Below are 22356 nucleotides of genomic sequence, written 5' to 3'. Positions count from 1 at the left end.
GTCCACCGGCTCCCGCCCGTCCGCCGGCAATGTCGCGGACGGGCGGGCCCCGCCGTCTGCGCCCCGTTCCCCCTCGGCCCGCGTCCTGTCGCCCGCCCGTACGGCGGCCCTGTCCGCGCGGCCGGGAGCGGGGCCCGCGCCGGAACACACCTCACTGACGCACCACCAGGGAAAGGCCCCTTCGAACGATGTTTGACGTCGAGTCGGACCGGACGTCCGCTTCCGGCATATCCGTCACGGGCGGGCAGTCCGGCATCTGGCTTGCCCAGCAGATCGACCCGGACAGCTCCGCCTACAACATCGTGTTCGTCCTGGACCTGCGGGGCGACGTCGACCTCGACCGTCTCGCCGCCTCCGTACGGCAGGCAGTCGGGGAGGCCGAAAGCCTGCACGTGAGTGTCGGCGCCGGCGACGGAGGCCCCCGGCAGACGGCTGCTCCCGTTCCCGTCGACATCCCCGTCGTCGACCTGCGCAGCGCCGCCGATCCCGAGCGGGCCGCCGCCGACTGGATGGACGCCGACCGCGACCGCCCCGCCGATCTCGGCGCGGGCCCCCTCTTCGCCCAGGCCCTGTTGCGTCTGTCGGACGACCATGTCGCGTGGTACCAGCGCTACCACCACATCGTCACCGACGGCATGGGCGTCGCCCTGATCACACGCCGGGCCGGCGAGATCTACACCGGGGGCGAGCAGGCGCCGGCCGCCCGCGACTGGCGGATCTCCGCCCTGGTGGAAGCCGACCAGGCCTACCGCGCCTCGGACCGCCACCAGGAGGATCGCGCCTACTGGCTGGCCCGCATGGCCGACCGTCCCGAGCCCGTACGCCTCGTGGAACGTGCGCCCTCGCCCATGACGCGGCGGCTGCGGCGCACGTCGGAGCTGTCCGCCCAGTCCCTCGAGCGGCTGCACGCCGCGGCCGGCAGCGCGGGCATGCGGGTCTCCCGCCTGCTCGTCGCCGCCGTGGCCGCCTACCTGCACCGGGTCAGCGGCGAGCAGGACCTCGTCCTCGGTCTGCCGATCGCCGCCCGCCAGGACGCCGTGTCGGCCGGCATCCCCGGCATGATGTCCAACATCGTCCCCCTGCGCCTGTCCGTCCGCCCCGGCACGACCGGCGCCGAACTCGTGGCCGACGTCCGCGCCGGGGTCGCCGAGGCGGTCGGCCACGGGCGCTACCGCGCCGAGGACCTGGCCAGGGAACTGGGCCTGGCCGACGGAGTGCCCGAGCTGGTCGGCCCGACGGTCAACGTCCTGCCCCGGCCCGAAGACCTGCGGTTCTCGGACCACACGACCCAGTTCCACCCGGTCTGGCTCGGCCCGGTCAGCGACCTGGCCCTCAGCTTCATCGAGACCCACGGGGGCCGCGGCATCCGCGTCCACGTCGACGCCGACGCCGACGTGTGTGACGAGGAGACCCTGCGCGCCCACGAGACCCGCTTCCTGGCGCTGCTCGATGCCCTCGCCGAGGACCTGGACCGCCCTGTCGGCCACATCGAGCTGACCTCCGGTGCCGAGCGGGCCCGGCTCCTCGGCGAGTTCGGCGTGTCACCCCGCGAGACGGCCGAGCTCTCCTGGCCAGCCGCCTTCGAGCGCCAGGTGCGCCGCAACCCGGGCTCCGTCGCCCTCGTCTGCGAGGACCGGGAGCTCACCTACGCCGAACTGAACGCGGCGGCCAACCGGTTGGCCCGCCTCCTCGCCGCCCGTGGTGTGGGCGCCGAGGACGTCGTCGCCGTGGCCGTGCCGCGCTCTCCCGAACTCGTGGTGTCCCTGCTCGCGGTCATGAAGGCGGGGGCCGCCTACCTGCCCCTGGACGCCGACCACCCGCAGGACCGCATCCTCTACATGCTGGAAGACGCCGGGGCGCGCACCGTCATCACCACCCGCGAGCTGTCCGACGCCCTGCCGAAGGCCGCCGGCGTCGGCCGGCTGCTGCTCGACACCGAGACCGTGACCGCCGAGTGCGCCACCCTCGACGCCTCCGACCTCGGCCTGCCCATCGCCCTCGGCCAGGCCGCGTACGTCATCTACACCTCCGGTTCCACCGGCCGGCCCAAGGGCGTCGTGGTCTCCCACGACGGCGTCGGCAGCCTCATCGCCACCGCCACCGACCGCATCGGCGTCACATCCGAAAGCCGCGTCGTGCAATTCGCCTCCGTGGGCTTCGACGTGACGGTCTGGGACCTGATCATGTCGCTGTGCGTCGGCGGCCGAGTCATCGTCGTGCCCACCGAGCGGCGTGTCGCAGGGCCCGCCCTCACGGACTACGTCGCACGCCACCGCGCCACCCACATGATCCTTCCGCCGTCCCTGGTCTCGGCCCTGCCGCAGGACTGCGACCTGCCCGAAGGCGCCGTCCTGATCGTCGGCACCGAGGCCGTTCCCAGCGAGCTGATCGCCCGCTGGTCCGGCCGGCTCCAGGTGGTCGTCGCGTACGGCCTCACCGAGGCCACCGTCAACTCCACCCTGTGGATCGCCACCGCCGACAGGCCCGGACCCACGCCCATCGGCGAGCCCGACCCCAACACCCGTGCCTACGTGCTCGACTCCGCACTCCGCCCGGTGCCGGCCGGCGCCGAGGGCGAGCTGTACGTCGCTGGACGAGGCCTCGCCCGCGGCTACCTGGGCAGGCCGGGGCTCACCTCCGAGCGCTTCGTCGCCGACCCGTACGCCGCGGAGCCGGGCGCCCGGATGTACCGCACGGGCGACCGCGTCCGCTGGGCAGAAGACGGCAACCTGGAGTTCCTGGGACGCGCCGACGGCCAGATCAAGATCCGCGGTCACCGCATCGAGCCCGGCGAGATCGAAAGCGCCTTCATGGCCTGCCCGGGCATCGCCCAGGCCGCCGTCCTCGTCCGCGAGGACCACCGGAACGCCAAGCGGCTCGTCGCCTACCTCGTGGCCGAGACCGGTACGGACACCGATGCCGCCGTGGCCGGGGCGCGCGCCGAGATCGCCGAGGCGCTGCCCGACTACATGGTTCCCTCGGCCGTCGTACGCCTCGAGGGGCCCCTGCCGCTGACGCCCAACGGCAAGCTCGACAGCCGCGCCCTGCCGGAGCCGCAGTGGACCGCGACGGCCGGCGGCGACGCGCCCACCACCCCCGCCGAGACCGCGCTCGCCGGGCTGTTCGCCGAGGTGCTCGGGCTGCCGTCGGTCGGCGTCCACGACAGCTTCTTCGAGCTGGGCGGTGACAGCATCGTCGCGATCCAGCTGGTGAACCGCGCCCGCGAGGCCGGGCTCGCGATCACCCCGCGCGACGTCTTCCGGCTGCGGACCGTTTCGGCGCTCGCCCGTCAGGCCGGCGTCGAGGAGGCGCCGGCGTTGATCCGGACGGCCGCACGCCGGGTGCAGCTCGACGAGGACGCCCTGCCCGTCTCCCCGCTCCAGGAAGGTTTCTTCTTCCACGCGGAGTTCGACCAGGAAGCCGGCGACCTGTACGTCGTCCAGGAACTGCTCGAGCTCGCGGGCGCCGTCGACCCGGACCGGCTGCGCCGGGCGCTCCAACTGCTGCTCGACCGGCACCCGCTGCTGCGCGCCTCGTTCCGCCAGCTGCCCGGCGGTGAGGTCGTCCAGCGCGTCCCCGACCGCACCACCCTTCCGTGGCGCGAGACCGACACCACCCGCACCGCGCTGGAGGACGTGCTGCGGCAGGACCGTGCCGAGGGCTTCGACCTCGCCCGGCCGCCGCTGATGCGGGCCACCCTGATCCGGGACGGGCAGCGCCACCGGCTGCTCCTCACCCTCCACCACATCATCGCCGACGGCTGGTCGGTCTCCGTCCTGCTGCGCGAACTGACCGCCGCCTACCGGGGCGAGAGCCTGCCGGAGCCGCCCGCCCCGCAGCCGTACCTGTCCTGGCTGGCCGGCCGGGACCGCGACGCCGCCCGCGACGCGTGGCGGCAGGCGCTGGCCGGTCTGGAAGGCCCCACCCGGCTGCCCGCGCCCGCCACGGGCGACGACCGGGCCGCGCCGGTCGCCAGGCCCGAGCACGTGGACGTCAGGCTGCCCGAGACGCTCACCGCCGACCTGACCGCCTGCGCCCGCCGCCACGGCCTCACGCTCAGCACCGTCGTGCACGGCGCCTGGGCCGTGCTCCTCGGCGGCCTGACCGGCAGCCAGGACGTCGTTTTCGGCACCACCGTCTCGGGACGCACCACCGAGGTCGAGGGCATGGACTCGGCCGTGGGCCTGTTCATCAACACCGTGCCCGCCCGGGTCACCCTCCACCCGGGCGAGCCGCTCGCCGAGCTGCTGCGGCGCGTCCAGGACGAGCACGCGGCCCTCCTCGACCACCAGCACCTCGGGCTCGCCGAGATCCAGCGGATCGCGGGCGGCGGCGAACTCTTCGACACCCTCGTGGTGTTCGAGAACTTCCCCTCCGGTGACCTGTCGTCGACCGAACACGACCAGGAGGCGCTGCGCGTCACCGGCGCCGAGGTGTTCGACGCCGTGCACTACCCGCTCGCGCTGATCGTCGAGCCCGGCGGCGCGCATCTGTCGCTGCGGTTCAAGTACGACGCGGCCCGGCTCGAGGCGCTGTCCGTGGCGGTGACGGCCCATCGGTTCGAGGCGCTGCTGCGCACCCTCGTGTCCGACCCCACCCGGCCGGTCGCCCGGCTCGGGATGCTGTCCGACCGCGAGCAGGAGCACCTCACCGCGCTGAACGCCACGGCACACCCGCTGCCCGACGCGGACGCCACCCTCGCCTCGCTCTTCGCCGCGCAGGTGGCACGGACCCCCGACGCCCCGGCCGTCGTCTTCGAGGACACCACCCTGAGCTACGCCGAACTCGACCGGCGCGCGGAGGCGCTGGCACGGCGGCTGCGGGCACGCGGCACCGGACCGGAAGGCTTCGTCGCGGTCGCGGTGCCGCGTTCTGCGGAGTTGATGGTCGCGCTGCTCGGCGTGCACAAGGCGGGCGCCGCGTATCTGCCCGTCGACCTCGACTACCCCGCCGACCGGGTGGCGTTCATGCTCGCCGACTCGGGGGCCCGGACCGTCGTGACCACCAGCGGCTCGGCCGGGCGGCTGCCCGACGTGCCGGGTCTCGAACACGTCGTCGTGGACCACGACGAAAGGGCCCCCGACGCGCCTGCTGCCCACGCGGGACCCGACCACCCCGCGTACCTGATCTACACCTCCGGGTCCACCGGGCGCCCCAAGGGCGTCGCCGTCACCCACCGGGCGATCGTCAACCGGCTCGCCTGGATGCAGGGCGAGTACGGGCTCAACCCCGACGACCGGGTGCTGCAGAAGACCCCGTCCAGCTTCGACGTGTCGGTCTGGGAGTTCTTCTGGGCCCTGGTCGAGGGCGCGACCGTCGTCCTCGCCCGGCCCGACGGTCACCGCGACCCCGCCTACCTCGCCGACCTGATCCACCACCGGCGCATCACCACGATGCACTTCGTGCCGTCGATGCTGGCCGCGTTCGTCCAGGTCATGGAATCCGTCCCGGCCGGCCCCGACTGGGCGGCGAGCCTGCGCCGCGTGTTCTGCAGCGGCGAGGCGCTCACCGGCCCGGACGCCCGACGCTGGTCGGAGCTGACGTCCCGTCACGGAGGCGGCCCCGTGCCGCTGCACAACCTGTACGGCCCCACCGAGGCGGCCGTCGACGTGACGTACTTCCCGTACGAGGGGGCAGCCGAGCTCGCCGTGCCCATCGGCCGCCCCGTGTGGAACACCAGGCTGTACGTGCTGGACGCCTTCCTGCGGCCCGTCCCCGACGGCGTGCCGGGTGAGCTGTACCTTGCCGGCGTCCAGCTGGCCCGCGGCTACCACGACCGGCACGGCCTGACCGCCGAGCGGTTCGTCGCCGACCCGTTCAGCGGCGCATGGGGGTCCTCCCGGACGAAGTCCGGGGGAACGCGCATGTACCGGACCGGCGACCTGGTCAGGCGCCGCGCCGACGGTGCCGTCGAGTACCTCGGCCGCACCGACCGGCAGGTCAAGATCCGCGGCAACCGCGTCGAGCTGGGCGAGATCGAGGCCGCCCTGGCCGCCCTGCCGGGTGTCGCCCGCGCTGCCGTGATCGTCCGCGACGGGGCGCTCCTCGGCTATGCGGTCCCCGGCAGCGGTGCCTCCCTGGACGCCGAAGCCCTCCACGGGGCGCTCGCCGAGGCGCTGCCCGCGGCGATGGTGCCGACGGCGGTCATGGCCGTGGACGAACTGCCCCTGTCACCCAGCGGCAAGCTCGACCAGAACGCCCTGCCTTCGCCGTCCGTCGCGCCCAGGGAAGGCGGACGCGCGCCCGGCGACGAGCGCGAGCGGACCCTGTGCGAGATATTCGCCGCCGTCCTCGGCATGCCGGGGATCGGCGCCGACGACGACTTCTTCATGCTCGGCGGCGACAGCCTCACGTCGATCGCCGTCGCCACCCAGGCCCGGGAAAGGGGACTGACGATCAGCCCGCGCGATGTGTTCGAGCACCGTACGCCTGCCGCGCTCGCCGCGGCGGCCGCGAGCGCGCCCGAGGAGCCCGCTCCCGCGACCGGTCCCGAGAGGCCCGACGGCGGCGTGACCGTGTCCGCCGCCGACGCCGGTCAGGCGGCTGCCGCCCTCCAGGCGATGCTCGCCGCTCAGCAGCAGTCCGGCGCGGCCGTCGACCCGGCCCTCAAGGCGTTGCTCGAGCAGCTGACCGCCGGCGCGCCCGCGGAGCCCGCGGCACCCGGCCCACTGGGCGGCCTTGAGCTGTCCCCGGAGGAGACCGCCCGCGTCGAGACCGTCGCCGGGCTGCCGGTCGCCGACATCTGGCCGCTCTCCCCGCTTCAGGAGGGCATGTACTTCCACGCCACCTACGACGCGGGTGACGCGCTCGACGTCTACCTGTCGCAGGAGACGCTGGACTTCGACCACCGCCTGGACGCCGGCCGGCTGCGCGCCGCCTGCCGGGCGCTCCTGGAGCGCAACGCCGGCCTGCGCGCCGGGTTCACCAGCGACGGCCTGTCCCGGCCCGTGCAGTTCATTCCGGACGGCGCCGAGATCCCCCTGACGGAGACCGACCTGTCCGGGCTCCCCGACGACGAGCAGCGCGCCGGCGTCGACGAACTCCTCGCGGCCGACCGCCGACGCCGCTTCGACCTGTCGGCGCCGCCCCTGTGCCGCCTCCAGCTGATCCGGCTCGGTGACGGCCGAGACCGGCTTGTCGTCACCCACCACCTCATCCTGTGGGACGGCTGGTCCGCGTGGCTGTTCCTGGAGGAGCTGTTCACCCTGTACGAGCGGGCCGGCGACGCCACCGGTCTGCCCGCCCCCGGCTCGTACCGCGACTTCCTTGCATGGCTGGACGAGCAGGACACCACCCAGGCCGTCGGCGCCTGGCGCGGCGCGCTCGCCGGGTTCGACGAGCCGACCCTCGTCGCCCCGACGGGCCGTGACGCCGGCCCGGTCATCCCGGCCGACTTCGACGCGGTCCTGACACGGGAGACCAGCGACCGGCTGCGCGCCCTCGCCCGGCAGCACGGCCTCACCCTGAACACGGTGCTCAACGCCGCCTGGGGCCTGGTCCTCTCGGCGATGACCGGCCGGAGCGACGTGGCCTTCGGCACGGCGGTCGCCGGACGGCCCGCGGACGTGCCGAACGTCGGCGGCATCATCGGCATGTTCCTCAACACCATCCCGGCACGCGTCGCGTTCACCCCGGAAGAGCCGCTGCTCGGCCTGCTGCGCCGTATGCAGTCCGAGCGGGCCGCCGTCATGCCGTACGAGTACGTGGGCCTCGGCACGCTCCAGCAGGAGACCGGCCACCGCCGCCTGTTCGACACTCTCTTCGTGCTCCGCTCCGCCGACGGCGAGGACCGCGCCGCGGCGCTCCGGCAGCGGCACGGCATCACCGACGTGTCGAACGTCGACGGCACCCACTTCCCGCTGACCCTGATCGTCACGCCCGAGACCCGGCTGCGGGTGACCCTGGCGGCCCGGCCCGACCTGTTCGAAGCGGAGGCCGCGGCCACGATCCTCGACCGGTTCACGGCCGTCCTCGAGCGGCTCGGGGAGATGCTCGCCGCCCCGGACGCCGCCTCGGCCAAGGCCGTCGGCGTGGACCTGCTGCTGCCGCCGGAGCGCGCCGCCCTGAGAGCCGCATGGGCCGGCAGCCGGGAGCCCGTGCCGAACGAGACCGTCGCCGACATGCTGACGGCCCAGGTCGCCCGTACCCCGGACGCGAAGGCGCTGGTCTTCGGCGAGCGCGCCCTGACGTACGCCGAACTGGACGCGCACATCAACCGGATCGCCCGCCTGCTGCTCGCCCGGGGCGCGGGACCGGAGAAGGTCGTGGCGCTGGCCCTGCCCCGGTCCATCGACATGGTGGCCGCGCTGTTCGCCGTCCTGCGGACCGGCGCCGCGTACCTGCCGCTGGACCTGGACCACCCCGCCGACCGGCTGCGGCTGATGGCCGAGGACACCGGACCCCTGTGCCTGGTGTCCACCACGGCCGTCGCACCGACCCTGCGCGGCGACGCCGGCGCCGTGGCGCCCGAACTGCTTCTGGACGACGAGGCCGTGGCCGCCGAGCTGGCCGCCCTGCCCGGCGGGGAGATCACCGACGCCGAGCGGCCCGCGTTCGCCCACCACGTGGCGGACCGCCTGGAGTACCCGGCGTACATCATCTACACCTCCGGCTCGACCGGCCGGCCCAAGGGCGTCGTCACCCCCTACCGTGGCCTGACGAACATGCAGCTCAACCACCAGAAGGAGATCTTCGACCCGGCCATCGCCTCGGCCGGCGGGCGGCGGCTGCGCATCGCGCACACCGTGTCCTTCGCCTTCGACATGTCCTGGGAGGAACTGCTCTGGCTCGTCGAGGGCCATGAGGTCCACGTCTGCGACGAGGAACTGCGCCGCGACGCCGAGGCGCTGGTCGCCTACTGCGACCGGCACCAGGTCGACGTGGTCAACGTGACCCCCACCTACGCCCAGCTGCTCATCGAGGAGGGCCTCCTCGAGCGGGACGAGACGGCGGGGAAGCACCGTCCGGCACTGGTCCTGCTCGGTGGCGAGGCCGTCTCCGACACGGTGTGGACGAAGCTGCGCCGCACGGAAGGCACCTACGGCTACAACCTGTACGGGCCCACCGAGTACACGATCAACACCCTCGGCGGCTCGACGACGGACAGCGCGACCTCCACGGTCGGCATGCCCATCCGCAACACCCGCGGCTATGTCCTCGACGCGATGCTGCGCCCCGTTCCGCCGGGCTGCCCCGGTGAGCTGTACATCGCCGGCACCGGCCTCGCCCGCGGCTACCACGACCGTCCCGCGCTGACCGCCGAGCGGTTCGTCGCCGACCCGTTCTGCGAGCCGGGCGGGACCCTCCTGCCCGACGGCGGGCGAGGAGGGAGGATGTACCGCACCGGCGACCTCGTACGGCAGCGCCCGGACGGCCTGCTCGACTTCCTCGGCCGCACCGACGACCAGGTGAAGATCCGCGGGTACCGCGTCGAGCTGGGCGAGATCGAGGCGGCCCTGTCCTCGCACCCCGAGGTCGCCCACGCGGCGGTCGTCGTGAACGAGAGCACCGGGACGAAGCGCCTCGTCGGCTACTTCGCACCGGAGGACGGCACGGAGGCGGACGACGGCCTTCTCCAGCGGCTGCGCGACCACCTGAAGACGGGGCTGCCCGACTACATGGTCCCGTCCGCTCTCGTCGCCGTGGACACCCTGCCGCTGACCGTCAACGGCAAGCTGGACGTACGCGCCCTGCCCGCCCCGGACTTCGCCGCTACGGGTGCGAGCCGGGCGCCGCGCACTCCGCAGGAGGAGACGCTGTGCGCCCTCTTCGCGGAGGTGCTCGGCCTGCCGGAGGGCAGCGTCGGTATCGACAGCGACTTCTTCGAACTGGGCGGCCACTCACTGCTGGCCACCCGTCTCGTCAGCCGTGCCCGTACCGCCCTCGACGCCGAACTCGCGATCCGCGACCTGTTCGAGGCACCCACCGTCGCGGAGCTGGTCGAGCGCGCGGCCCGCTCCGGCGGCGCCGCCCGGCCGGCGCTGACCGCCGGTGAGCGGCCCGACGAGCTGCCGCTCTCGCACGCCCAGCAGCGGCTGTGGGTCATCCAGCAGATCGAGTGCACCTCGGCGGCGTACAACTTCCCGCTGGTCATGCGGCTGCGCGGCGCCCTCGACGTCGACGCGTGGGCAGCGGCGCTCGCCGATGTGACGGCCCGCCACGAAGCCCTGCGAACAGTGTTCGTGGAGCCCGAAGGACAGGCGATCCAGCGCGTACTGCCCGCGGACAAGGCGCGTCCCGTCGTGGAGCGGCTGCGCGCCACAGAGGACGAGGTGCCCGCCCTCGTCGACGCGGTCACCAACCGGCCGTTCGACCTCGCCACCGAACTGCCCTTGCGTGCCACCGTCGTGGAGCTGGCGCCGGAGGACCACGTCGTCGTCCTGCTGCTGCACCACATCACCACCGACGAGTGGTCGGACCGCCCCTTCCTCCGTGACCTCGCCACCGCCTACGCCGCCCGAGTCGCGGGTGCGGCACCGGAGTGGGAGCCGCTGCCCGTCCAGTACGCCGACTACGCGCTGTGGCAGCAGCGCCTCCTCGGAGACCCGGCGGACGCGGACAGCCTCGCCGCACGGCAGCTGGACTACTGGCGTACGACGCTGGACGGCGCGCCCGAGGAGCTGGAGCTGCCCACGGACCGGCCGCGCCCGGCACGGCCGGCGTTCTCCGGAGCCGAACTGGACATCGCCTTCGGCGCCGATGTCCACGAGGGGCTGAAGCGGCTCGCCCGCGAGACCGGGGCCAGCATGTTCATGGTGGTGCACGCGGCCGTGGCCGCCCTGCTGCACCGCATGGGCGCCGGGACGGACATTCCCCTCGGATCGCCCATCGCGGGGCGCGGCGACGAAGCGCTGGACGACCTGGTCGGCTTTTTCGTCAACACGCTGGTGCTGCGCACGGACCTGAGCGGCGACCCGAGCTTCACCGAGCTGCTGGCCCGGGTCCGGGAGACCGACCTGGCGGCGTTCTCGCACGCGGACGTGCCGTTCGAGTCCGTGGTGGAGAAGCTCAACCCGACCCGGTCGCTGTCCCGGAACCCGCTGTTCCAGGTGATGGTCGGCTACCACGCCCGTACGGGCGACGGACTGGAACTGCCCGGCCTCCACGCCGACTACGTACCGTTCCGCATCCGCTCCGCCAAGTTCGACCTGGTGTTCAGCTTCACCGAGCACACGCCGGGCGACGGCGGCGACGGCTCCCTGAACTGCCGCCTGGAGTTCGCCACGGAGCTGTTCGACCACGACACCGCCGAACGGCTCGGCGGTCGCCTCAAGTCGCTCGTCGCGGCCCTCGTCGCCGCACCCGAGCGGCCCGTCTCGCAGGCGGAGATCCTCGGCGACGACGAGCGGCAGCTGGTCCTGGAAGGCTTCAACGCCATGTCCCGCGAGGTCGAAGAGGCATCGTTCCCGGCTCTGTTCGCGCGGCGGCTCGCCGAGTGCCCCGACGCGGTCGCCGTCGTCGACCGTGCCCGTTCCGTGACGTACGCGCAGCTCGACGCCCGGGCCAACAAAGTCGCCAGGCTGCTGGCCGCGCGCGGCGTCGGTGCCGAGAGTGTCGTCGGTGTCGCCGTTCCGCGCTCGGTCGACATGGTCGCCACGGTGCTTGCCGCACTCAAGCTGGGCGCCGCGTTCCTCCCGCTGGACCTGGTCCACCCGGCCGACCGTCTCACCTACATGATCGAGGACTCGCGGGCGGCGCTCGTGGTCGGCACCGAGCCGGTCGCGGGGAAGATCCCGGCGGTGGCGGGCGTACCGGTGGTGCTGCTCGACGAGCCCGCGGTGGCCGCCGAGCTGGACGCCCTGCCAAAGACCGCGCTCGAGAGCGACCAGGTCGGCCTGGACCAGGCCGCGTACGTCATCTACACCTCCGGCTCGACGGGTCGCCCCAAGGGCGTGGTGGTCCCGCACGAGGGCATCGCCAGCCTGGTGGCCACGGCAGTGGACCGGATGGGCCTGGAACGCGACAGCCGCGTCCTGCAGTTCGCGTCGATCGGTTTCGACGTCTTCGCCTTCGAACTGTCGATGGCCCTGTGTCACGGCGGCCGGCTCGTCCTCATCACCGACGAGGCGCGGGTCGCCGGCTCGGCGCTCACCGACTTCCTCGCGGACCAGCGGATCACCCACATGATCCTTCCGCCGTCCCTCGTGTCGGCCCTGCCGCCGGGCTGCGAGCTGCCCGAAGGGTCGACCGTCCTGGTCGGCACGGAGACCGTGCCGCCGGACCTGTTCGAGCGGTTCGGCGCCACGGCCCATCTGATCTGCGCGTACGGGCTCACCGAAGCGACGGTCAACTCCACGCTGTGGCCCGCGCGCGAGCACGGCGGCCTCCCCTCCGGCCGGGTGCCCATCGGCCGGCCCGACCCCAACACCCGTGCCTACGTCCTCGACGAGCACCTGCGGCCGGTCCCGCCCGGTGTCGCGGGCGAGCTGTACGTCTCCGGACGCGGCCTCGCGCGCGGCTACCTCGGCAAGACCGCGCTGACCTCCGAGCGGTTCGTCGCCGACCCGTTCGGCCCGCCCGGCAGCCGGATGTACCGCACCGGTGACCGCGCCCGCTGGCGCGCGGACGGCAACCTCGACTTCCTCGGGCGCGTCGACACCCAGGTGAAGGTGCGCGGCTTCCGCATCGAGCTGGGCGAGATCGAGGCGGCCCTCGCCGGACACCCGTCGGTCGCACAGGCCGCCGTGGTGCCCGACCGCGACGGTGACATCGTCCGGCTGGTCGGCTACGCCGTTCCCGAAGCCGGAGAACTCGACCCGCAGGAGCTGCGCACCCATGTCGCCGGTGTGCTCCCCGAGTACATGGTTCCGGCGCTCGTCGTGCCCCTGGACGGCCCGCTGCCCCTGACACCCAACGGCAAGCTGGACCGCAAGGCGCTGCCCACGCCGGACTGGGCCACGATGACGGGCGACGCGCTCCCGGCCACCGAGACGCAGGCCAGGCTCGCCGAACTGTTCTGCGAGATCCTCAAGCTGGAGAAGGTCGGCATCCACGACAACTTCTTCGCGCTCGGCGGCCACTCCATGGCCTCGATGCGGCTCCTGGGCCGCATCCGCGCCGAGTTCGGGGTCGAGCTGAGCATCCGGGACGTCTTCGACGCGCTGACGGTCGCCGGCATCGAGGGCAAGCTGAAGGGCGCGGCGACCGCCCGACCGGCGCTGCGCCCGGCGGAGGACCGCCACGAGCCGCTCCTGGCCGCCCCCGTGCAGCGCCGGCAGTGGGACGCGTACCGCCGTCACGCAGGCTTCGACCACGCGCTCGTACTGCGCTCTCCCGGCGGTCTGGACGCGGACGCCCTGTCCGCCGCGCTCGCCGATGTGGCTGCGCGTCATGAGCCGCTGCGTACGGCGTTCACGGAACGGGACGGCGTGCTGTACCACCGGGCCGCCGAGGCCCCGGCCCTCGTGCGGGAGGAGTGCGCGGACCTGGAGTCCCGCCTGACGGAACTGGCCGCGGGCGCCCCGCAACCGGACCGCGAGGCGCCGCTCAGGTCCCACCTGCTGACGGCGTCCACCGGCGAGCAGGCCTTGCTGCTCACCATGCACTACCTGGCGGTGGACGAATGGTCGGTCGTCCCCCTCTTCCGCGACCTCACGACGGCGTATGCGGCCCGTACGCAGGGCCGGGTGCCCGAGTGGCAGCCGCTGCCGGTCTCGTACACGGACTACGCCCAGTGGGCCCGTGAGATCTTGGGCGACCTGGACGACCCGGACAGCCGGGGCGGCCGGCAGCTCGCCTACTGGCGCGAGACGTTGAAGGACGCACCGGCCGAGCTTGCTCTCCCGGCGGACGGCCCGCGCTCGTCCTCGCCCGGCGCGGACCATGTGGGCTTCGTGCTGGACGAGCAGCTGCACGCGGCGATGGACGACCTGGCCCGGGCGACCGGCACCAGCATGTTCATGGTGCTGCACTCCGCCCTGGCGGCGCTGCTCACCGCCCACGGTGCGGGCACCGACCTGCCCATCGGTACGATGGTCGCCGGCCGTACGGACGACCAGCTGGCCGACCTGGTGGGCTGCTTCTTCAACACGGTCGTGCTGCGCACCGACTCGGCGGGCGACCCGACCTTCGCGGAGCTGCTGTCCCGGGTGCGGGAGAGCACGCTCAGCGCCCTCGACCGGCAGGAAGTCCCGTTCGAGGAGGTCGTACGCGCGACCGGACTGCCCCCGGAGGGCCCGCAGGTCATGGTGATCCACCATGAGCAGGCGGACCTCGAGCAACTCGAGGGCGGTGTCGGCTCCCTCGAAGCCGTACCGACCGGCTCGACGCGGGCGCAGCTGACCCTCAGCTTCTACGAACCGCGCGGCGACGGCCCGGTCCACTGCGGCCTGATCCACGCGACCGACCTGCTCGGCACCGCCAAGGCACGGCGGCTCGCCGACGAACTCCAGAGGCTGCTGCGCTCCGTGGCAGCCGACCCGGAACAGCCGCTCTCGGAGCTGTTCACCGCCATGACCGCACTTTCCACAAGGAGTGAAACCGCATGAGCACCAACCCGTTCGAGGACCCGCAGGGCCGCTTCCTGGTCCTGGTCAACGAGGAGAACCAGCACTCGCTGTGGCCGTCCTTCGCGGAGGTGCCGGCCGGCTGGCGGACCGCCTTCGGCGAGGACACGCGGGACGCCTGCCTCGCCTACGTCGAGGAGCACTGGACGGACCTGCGTCCGGCGAGCCTCGCCGCCCAACAGGGCTGACGCGCACAGCGAGACGCCGCCGCCCGTGGAGAGGGTTCTCCACGGGCGGCGGCGTCCTGGGCGGTCAGTAGTGGTAGCGGGCCTTGAGAATCTTGACTTCCTTGTCGTCCACCCGGTACACGAGCCGGTGCTCGTCGTTGATACGCCGCGACCAGTAGCCGGACAGGTCGCCTTTCAGCGGCTCGGGTTTGCCGATACCTGTGAACGGGGTGCGCTGGATCTCGCTGATCAGCCGGGTGATCCTGCGGGCTGTGCTGCGATCCGAGCTCAGCCAGAACAGGAGGTCCTCCCATCCGGCCGGGTCGAAGTGGACGCTCCTCACCCGTCACCCGCCAGGGCCTCAAGCTCTTCCATGGTCTTGGCGATGGTGGCGTCACCGGCTCTGTCGCGGGCGACGGCTTCCATGAGGCGTTGAGCGTTGGCAGGGGATTTCAGCAGGTAGACGGTCTCCTGCCAGGAGTCGTAGTCCTCGGCCGACATCAGAACGGCGTCGCCGCCCTTGGAGCTGATACGCACCGGGGCATGATCGTCGTTGACGCGCTTGATGAGCGGGAAGAGGTCCTTGCGGGCCTCACTGGCGCTTATGGTCATGTTAGCGGCACCTCTCTCCGAGTCGTACGATTGAACGGTACCAGCCTCGTACGAGTTTCGGGTACCACTCGGCCATGCAAGGTGGCGCTGAGCACCGCAAGGCTCCCGCCACGGGTGCGTGAGCGGGAGCCGCGGGGGGACGAAGGACGCGCCTATGCCGGCACGGCCGGTTCGCGGCGGCTGTCGGACCAGGCCGACCAGAGTTCGGCGTAACGGCCGCCCGCCGCGACGAGTTCGTCGTGGGTGCCCGTTTCGACGACGCGGCCCTGGTCCAGGACGACGACGCGGTCCGCGGTCGCCGCCTGGGGGAGGCGGTGGGCGACCATCAGGCCCGTGCGGCCCTCCAGGGCGCGCAGGGCCGCGGTCTCGAGGACGCGGGCGCCCGCGCTGCCGGCGTCGGCGGTGGCCTCGTCGAGGATGGCGACGGGCGGGTCGGTGAGGACGAGACGGGCGAGGGCCAGGTGCTGGGCCTGGGTCACCGTGAGGCGGTGTCCGCCCTCGCCCACGACCGTGGACAGGCCGTCGGGCAGTGCGTCGACCCACTCCAGGGCACCCACGTGGGCCAGCGCCGTGCGCAGCTCCTCGTCCGTCGCCTCGGGGTGGGCCAGCCGCAGGTCCTCGGCCAGCGGTCCGGCGAAGACGTGGACCTCCTGGCTGATCAGGGTGACCGCCCGCCGTACTCCGGCGGGGCCCAGTTCCCTGGTGTCCACGCCGCCGAGGGAGATCGAGCCGGACGCCGGGTCGTGCACGCCCGCGATCAGTTTCGCCAGGGTGGTCTTTCCCGCGCCGCTGGCGCCGACCAGGGCGACGCGCTCTCCGGAGCGTACGTCCAGGTCGACTTCGTGCAGCACCGGGTGGCCGTCCACGTACGCGTGGCCGAGCCCCGTCACCTTGACGGAGCCGTCGACCGGTGCGCCGACCGGCCCCTCGGGCTCCCGTTCGGCGGGGAGGCTCGACACGCCGACGAGACGGGCGAGGCTCGCCCCGGCGGACTGGGCGTCGTCGATGAGGAAGAGCGCCGCGTTGATCGGGTTGAACAGGCCGTGGAAGTAGAGCGCCGCGGCGGTTGCCGTACCGATGCTCACCGCGTCGTTCTCGACGAGGAGGAATCCGGTGACGAGGATCGACGTCATGCCGATGAACTCGGCGATGTTCAGGCGCGAGAAGAAGCCCGAGACGAGGCGCATGCCTCGCGCCGCCAGGTCGACGGCCGTCTGCGACCGCTGCTCCAGCAGCTGCGCGTGCCGGCCGTTCAGGCGGAACGCCCGTACCGTACGGACCCCGCCGACGCTGTCGAGCAGCTGGTGCTGCAGAGCGCCGGTCGCCACCCGGTGCGCGGCGTAGATGCTCGCGGCGCGCGGGATGTACCACCGCACCGTGAGGACGTGGACGGGGACGGCCACCAGGATGGCGAGCAGGAAGCGCCAGTCGAGGACGGTGAGGCCCACCAGTGTGAGCACGATGGTGAGGAAGGCGCCGGCGAACTCGGGCAGCGCCTGCCGTACCGCCCGCGCGATCAGGGTGACGTCGCCGGTCACTCGCGATGTCAGGTCGCCGGAGCCGGCTTGCTCGACCCGTTCGAGCGGCAGCCGCAGCGCCCGCGCGATGAACCGTTCACGCAGGTCCGCGAGAACCGTCTCGCCGAGCCTGGCGACAAGGGACTTGCCGATCGCGGTTGCGACGCCCCTGGCGACGGCGACCGCCAGGAGCAGCACCATGGGCACGGTCAGCGCGGCCGCGCCGCGTTCGTCCACGACGAGGTCGACGATGCGGCCGAGCAGCGGTGCGGTCAGCAGCCCGATGCCGGTGCCGACGACCAGTACGGTCACCGCGCCCACGGTCAGCAGCCGGTGACGGCGCAGCAGCCCCCGGACCACGGAGAGAGTCCGGGCGCCGGTGGCGGTGGGAAGGAGCTCGCGTTCGGGCGTGCCGGGTCCGCTCATCGTCCGTCCGTCGTCCTTCTCGTCTCGGTCCTGCCGGTCTTGGTCCTGCGGGTCTTGGTCCTGGCGGTCTTGGTCCTGAGGGTCTTGGTTCTGAGCCGTCGTCATGCCAGCACCGCCGTGCGGTAGCTCTCGTGGGCGCCGACCAGCTCGGGGTGGCTGCCCTCCGCGGCCACGCGGCCGTCGTCGAGCATGACGACGACGTCGGTGCCGGCGAGCAGGGCGGGGCTGGTGGTCACCAGGACCGTGGTGCGGCCCCGGCGCAGGTCGCGCAGCCGGGCCGCGATGCGGGCCTCGGTGACCGTGTCGACGGCGGTGGTCGGGTCGTGGACGACGAGGACCGGCGGGTCGGCGGCCAGGGCCCGGGCGAGCGCGACCCGCTGGCGCTGGCCGCCGGAGAGCGACCGGCCCCGTTCGGTGAGGACGGTGTCCACTCCCTTCGGCAGCGCCTGGGCGACATCGTCCGCCGCGGAGGCGGCCAGCGCCGGATGCACGTCCGCCCCGTCGTGGTCCGCGCCGGCCCGTACGTTGGCGAGGAGGCTGTCCTCGAACAGGTCGGCGTCGTGGTGGGCGACGAGGATCGTGCGGCGGGCGTCGCCGGGGTCGAGGTCCCTCAGCGGTACGCCGTCCAGCTCGACGGTGCCTTCTGCGGGGTCGACTTCGCGGCCCAGGCACAGGAGCAGGTCGTTCGCGGCGGCGGGGTCACGGGCGACCACGCCGACGACGCTGCCGGGGGCGATGTCGAGGTCGACGCCGCGCAGCGCGCCCTGGGTGACGCCCCGCAGCCGCAGCCGCCCGGCGAGCGGGTCGGGAAGCGCGGCCGTCCCGGCCGCGACGGCGGGAGGCGAGGCGAGGACCTCGGCGATCCGGTCGGCCGAGGCGCGGCCCTGGGCGAACTCGCCGTTGACGTAGGTGAGGAGCTGGAACGGGCCGAGGAGGTACTGGGCGAGGCCGACGGCCGCCACCAGGTCACCCACGCTGATGGTGCCGCTCATCGCCAGATGCGCGCCGACGAGCCCGATGACCGCGATGAAGATGCCCGTCAGGGCGAGGATCGCGCCATCGTGCCAGGCCCGGCTGCCGGCCGCCCGGAGGGCGGCGGCCAGCGAGCTCCTGCTGGTCACCCGGTACCGGGAGACCGCCGCCGGTTCGGCGCCGATGCCCTTCAGCACGCGCAGGCCGGCGACCAGGTCCGCGGCGACCCCGGACGCGTGGGCCGCGTGCTCCTGTTCGGCCTCGCTGCGCCGTTCGAGCGGGCGGCTGATGAGGTGGCCGACCAACAGCATGGGCGGCACGCCGAGGAGGACGGTCAGACCGAGCGGAACGGAGATGCGGAGCAGCGCCACCGCGCTGATGGCCAGTCCGGCGACCGCGGCCAGTGCGTACGGCAACGCGGAGGCGACCGAGCCGACGCGTCGGGCGTCGCCGGTCGCGACGGCGGTCAGCGCGCCGGGCAACCGCCCGGTGTCGGCGCCGCCCCGCGGGTCGAGCACCCGGGCGGCGAGGTCCTGCCGGATCCGGTGCGCGGCGCCTTCGGCCGCTCCTTCGGTGAGGCGCGCGGAGTTGCGGTAGCACGTGGACAGCACGAGGAAGAGAACGGCGAGCACCAGCAGCCAGCGCAGGAGGGCGCCGGAGGAGCCGGTCGCCACCGCCTCGTCGATGACCAGACCGATGACGACCGGGACGAGGGCCTCGCACGCCTGGTGCGCCATGCCGAGGACCGATGCTCCGACAACACGGCGGCGCTGATCGGCGAGTGCTCTTCGGAGGACATGGCCCCCCGTTGGTCCTCCAGCGGGCATGCGGTGCCTCCACAAGAAAAGCGCAGGATAGTTAGGTAAGCCTACCTTAATTGCGGGCCGTGCCAAGGGTGCGTGCGGGGTCCTGGCAGTGGCCCGTCCCGTGGGTGTCCACGCAGGTCGCACCGCCGCGTTGACCCCGCCGCGGCCGTACGGTTAGGCTCACCTAAGTTCTGTTGCTCGTCTGTCATGTCGCCTGCCGCATGGCAGTGTTCAACGCTTCGCGCGATGCGCGCGGCACTCGAAACCGCCGCCAGGGGAGTGGTCGTTGTCCGTCGAAGCCCAGGCGGCGTCCGGAACCGGGACCGGTCGCCCTGTCGAGCCCGTCGTGTCCACGGTGCGCCCGGCCGTGGCGGCGCTGCGCGGTCTCGGGCTGCTCGTCACGCTCGGCGTGCTCGTCCTCGTCTCACTGGTCAGTGTCTGGGTGGGCACCAGAGGGATTCCGTTCGCCTCGACATGGGACCTCCTGTGGCGATCTGACGGGTCGGAAGCCTCCGTCATCATCCACGACTACCGGATCCCCCGTACCCTCCTCGGCATCCTCGTCGGAGTGGCCCTCGGACTGTCGGGCGCCCTGATGCAGGCCCTGACACGCAATCCGCTCGCCGATCCCGGACTGCTCGGCGTGAACCTGGGCGCCTCCGCGGGCGTCGTCGTGGCCATCGCCTTCATGGGCGTGGCCGCGCCCTTCGGCTATGTGTGGTTCGCCCTCGCCGGGGCCGCCGCCGCGTCGGTGGGCGTCTATCTTCTCGGCTCCTCCGGGCGGAAACTCGCCACCCCCGAGCGGCTCGTCGTCGCCGGAGCGGCGGTGACCGCGGTGCTGTACGCCTTCAACTGGGGCGTGCTGCTGTTCGATCCGGAAGCGTTCGACCAGTTCCGTTTCTGGACCGTGGGCTCTCTCGCGGGGCGGTACTACGACATCGTGCTCCTCGTCCTGCCGTTCGTCGCCTTCGGCCTGGTCGTCGCCTTCCTGCTGGCGCCTTCCCTCAACGCCATGGCCATGGGCGACCAGATGGGGCGCGCCCTGGGCGTGAACGTCGGCCGGACCCGTGTGATGGCGGCCGTCGCCGTGATGCTGCTGTGCGGCGCCGCGACCGCCGCCGTCGGACCGATCAGCTTCGTGGGCCTGGCCGTTCCGCACATCGCCCGGTTCGTCGCGGGAGCCGACCAGCGCTGGGTGTTCGCGTACTCGATGCTGCTCGCGCCGGTCCTGCTCCTCGGCTCTGACGTGCTGGGCCGGGTGCTCGGCGCCCCGGGCGAGGTACAGGTCGGCATCGTCACCGCGTTCATCGGCGCGCCCTTGTTCCTCGCGCTGTGCCGCCGTCGAAAGCTGGTCATGCTGTGAGCGCCGTACAGGAGGGGAAGGCCTCCGTGCCCGGATCCGAGCACACCCCCGCTCCCCGCGTCATCAGCGGCCGGGTCCTGCGCACAGGAGCGGGCGGCGTCTCGCTGCGCGTGCAGGGCCGAACCGTCGCCGTGACCGCCGGGCTGCTCGTCTCGCTCGTCCTCGCCATGGGCATCACTCTGACCACCGGCGACTTCCCGCTCTCCGTCACCGAGGTCGTCCAGGCCCTGACCGGAAACGGCTCCGGAGCCGCCGACTTCGTCGTCAACACCCTGCGCATGCCGCGGATCCTGACCGCGGTGTTCGTCGGCGCGGCCCTCGCCGTGAGCGGCGCGATCCTGCAGAGCCTCACCCGCAACTCCCTCGGCAGCCCCGACATCATCGGCTTCACCAACGGCTCCGCCGTGGGCGCGCTCGTCGTCATCATCGTGCTGCACGGCAGCATGACCCAGATCGCGCTCGGCGCGCTGATCGGCGGCCTCCTCACGGCCCTCGCCGTCCACCTCCTCATGATCGGCCGCGGGCTGCAGGGCTTCCGGCTGGTCGTCATCGGAATCGGCGTCAGCGCCCTGCTGCTCGCCGCCAACTCGTACCTGATCACCCGGGCGACCTTCCAGGAAGCACAGGAGGCCCAGGCGTGGCTGATCGGCAGCCTGGGGAACCGGCTGTGGATGCACGCCAACGCCATCGGTCTCGCCCTCGCCGTCCTGCTGCCGCCGGCCCTCCTGCTCTCCCGCCGCCTCTCCATGGTGGAGATGGGGGAGACGACCGCCATGGCGCTCGGCGTCGATGTGGCGCGGACCCGAACGGTCCTCCTCGTCATCAGCGTCGCCCTCGCCGCGTTCGCCACCGCCGTCACCGGCCCCATCTGGTTCATCGCCCTGGCTGCCCCTCAAGTGGTCCGCAGACTCACCCGATCGTCCGGACCCGCGCTGCTGCCGTCCGCCCTCATGGGCGCCGTTCTGCTCGCCGTCAGCGACCTCGTCGTGCAGCGGGTGTTCGCACCCGCGCTCCTTCCGGTGGGCACGGCGACCGGCGCCATCGGCGGGCTGTACCTCATCTGGCTGCTGATCACCGAGTCGCGAAAGAGCCGCGCATGACTGGAACGAACTCCCCGCAGCCCCGGCTGCGCGCCGAGGCACTCACGCTGTCCTACGACCAGCGGACGGTGGCCACCTCGCTGAGCGTCGACATCCCCGACCACTCCTTCACGGTGATCATCGGTCCGAACGCCTGCGGCAAGTCGACGCTGCTCACGGCGCTGGCGCGGATGCTCAAGCCCAAGGCCGGGCAGGTCTACCTCGACGGCGCCGCCATCGCCTCGTACCGCTCGCGCGAGGTCGCCCGCCGGCTCGGCCTGCTCCCGCAGTCCTCCAGCGCGCCCGGCGGCATCACGGTCGGCGACCTCGTGGCCCGCGGCCGGTACCCGCACCAGCGGCTGCTGAAGCAGTGGTCCGCGGAGGACGAGGCGGCGGTCGTCGAGGCGATGCGGCAGACCGGGGTGCTCGAACTCGCCGACCGTCCCGTGGACGACCTCTCCGGCGGCCAGCGGCAGCGCGTCTGGCTGTCCATGGTGCTGGCCCAGCAGACCTCCATCCTGCTGCTGGACGAACCGACCACCTACCTCGACATCGCCCACCAGGTCGAGGTGCTCGACCTGTGCGCCGAACTGCACGCCGACAAGGGCCACACCGTCGTGGCGGTCCTGCACGACCTCAACCAGGCCTGCCGCTACGCCACTCACCTCATCGTGATGCGGCCCGGCGGAGTCATCGCCGCGCAGGGCGACCCGGCCACCGTCATGACCGCCGAGCTCGTCGAGGACGTGTTCGGTCTGTCCTGCCGGATCATCGACGACCCCGAGACCGGCACCCCGCTGATGATCCCGGCCGCCCCCAGGCGGTACGAGCGGGAGGCCCGCACGGGCGGCAGCCCGGACCCGGCCGCGGACGCCGTGCTCGCCGAAACCTCCTAGGGACGGACGGACTG

General features: G+C 72.9%; 9 protein-coding genes. 5 read left to right on the top strand and 4 right to left on the bottom strand.

Going from position 1 to position 22356, the window contains the following annotated elements:
• The first annotated feature begins 188 nt into the window (after positions 1-188).
• A complete protein-coding gene (locus ACZ4SA_RS25765; RefSeq protein ID WP_468278807.1) occupies positions 189-14486 on the top strand; it encodes an amino acid adenylation domain-containing protein in 14298 nt (4765 codons plus the stop codon).
• A complete protein-coding gene (locus ACZ4SA_RS25760; protein WP_468278805.1) occupies positions 14483-14692 on the top strand; it encodes an MbtH family protein in 210 nt (69 codons plus the stop codon). Before ACZ4SA_RS25765 ends, ACZ4SA_RS25760 begins: the two co-directional genes overlap by 4 nt.
• A 64-nt stretch (positions 14693-14756) precedes the next feature.
• On the opposite strand, the gene ACZ4SA_RS25755 is transcribed toward ACZ4SA_RS25760, so the two are convergent.
• The 4 genes from ACZ4SA_RS25755 to ACZ4SA_RS25740 all read right to left on the bottom strand — a co-directional run bounded on the left by ACZ4SA_RS25755 (position 14757) and on the right by ACZ4SA_RS25740 (position 19025).
• Positions 14757-15014 carry a Txe/YoeB family addiction module toxin gene (locus tag ACZ4SA_RS25755; RefSeq protein WP_403864908.1) on the bottom strand — a complete coding sequence of 86 codons (258 nt, stop codon included), beginning with the start codon at positions 15012-15014 and terminating at the stop codon, positions 14757-14759.
• The gene (locus ACZ4SA_RS25750) at positions 15011-15283 is read right to left on the bottom strand and encodes a type II toxin-antitoxin system Phd/YefM family antitoxin (protein ID WP_468278802.1); all 273 of its coding nucleotides are present in this window, start codon (positions 15281-15283) and stop codon (positions 15011-15013) included. Before ACZ4SA_RS25750 ends, ACZ4SA_RS25755 begins: the two co-directional genes overlap by 4 nt.
• Before the next feature lie 152 nt (positions 15284-15435).
• Complete coding sequence (locus tag ACZ4SA_RS25745; RefSeq protein WP_468278800.1) at positions 15436-17226, bottom strand: ABC transporter ATP-binding protein; 1791 nt, start codon at positions 17224-17226, stop codon at positions 15436-15438.
• A 101-nt stretch (positions 17227-17327) separates the two neighbouring features.
• Positions 17328-19025, bottom strand: a complete 1698-nt coding sequence (locus ACZ4SA_RS25740) for an ABC transporter ATP-binding protein (protein WP_468278797.1) — start codon at positions 19023-19025, stop codon at positions 17328-17330.
• A gap of 265 nt (positions 19026-19290) precedes the next feature.
• Here ACZ4SA_RS25740 and ACZ4SA_RS25735 point away from each other — a divergent pair, with 265 nt between their 5' ends.
• The 3 genes from ACZ4SA_RS25735 to ACZ4SA_RS25725 are packed head-to-tail and all read left to right on the top strand — an operon-like array spanning position 19291 to position 22342.
• A complete protein-coding gene (locus ACZ4SA_RS25735; RefSeq protein ID WP_468278795.1) occupies positions 19291-20367 on the top strand; it encodes a FecCD family ABC transporter permease in 1077 nt (358 codons plus the stop codon).
• Between the two features lie 26 nt (positions 20368-20393).
• Positions 20394-21467 carry a FecCD family ABC transporter permease gene (locus ACZ4SA_RS25730; protein ID WP_468278792.1) on the top strand — a complete coding sequence of 358 codons (1074 nt, stop codon included), beginning with the start codon at positions 20394-20396 and terminating at the stop codon, positions 21465-21467.
• On the top strand, positions 21464-22342 hold the full coding sequence (locus ACZ4SA_RS25725; protein WP_468278789.1) for an ABC transporter ATP-binding protein: 879 nt from the start codon (positions 21464-21466) through the stop codon (positions 22340-22342). Before ACZ4SA_RS25730 ends, ACZ4SA_RS25725 begins: the two co-directional genes overlap by 4 nt.
• Positions 22343-22356: the final 14 nt, after the last annotated feature.

The sequence above is a fragment of the Streptomyces sp. NPDC027962 genome (assembly GCF_055566095.1).
The sequence above is the reverse complement of the archived record's forward strand: the minus strand, read 5'-3'. Positions and strand labels throughout refer to the sequence as shown.

Coding starts and splice junctions, on each gene's coding strand:
- ACZ4SA_RS25765 (WP_468278807.1), top strand. CDS start 189: ATGTTTGACGTCGAGTCGGACCGGACGTCCGCTTCCGGCATATCCGTC.
- ACZ4SA_RS25740 (WP_468278797.1), bottom strand. CDS start 19,025: ATGCCCGCTGGAGGACCAACGGGGGGCCATGTCCTCCGAAGAGCACTC.
- ACZ4SA_RS25750 (WP_468278802.1), bottom strand. CDS start 15,283: ATGACCATAAGCGCCAGTGAGGCCCGCAAGGACCTCTTCCCGCTCATC.
- ACZ4SA_RS25745 (WP_468278800.1), bottom strand. CDS start 17,226: ATGAGCGGACCCGGCACGCCCGAACGCGAGCTCCTTCCCACCGCCACC.
- ACZ4SA_RS25760 (WP_468278805.1), top strand. CDS start 14,483: ATGAGCACCAACCCGTTCGAGGACCCGCAGGGCCGCTTCCTGGTCCTG.
- ACZ4SA_RS25725 (WP_468278789.1), top strand. CDS start 21,464: ATGACTGGAACGAACTCCCCGCAGCCCCGGCTGCGCGCCGAGGCACTC.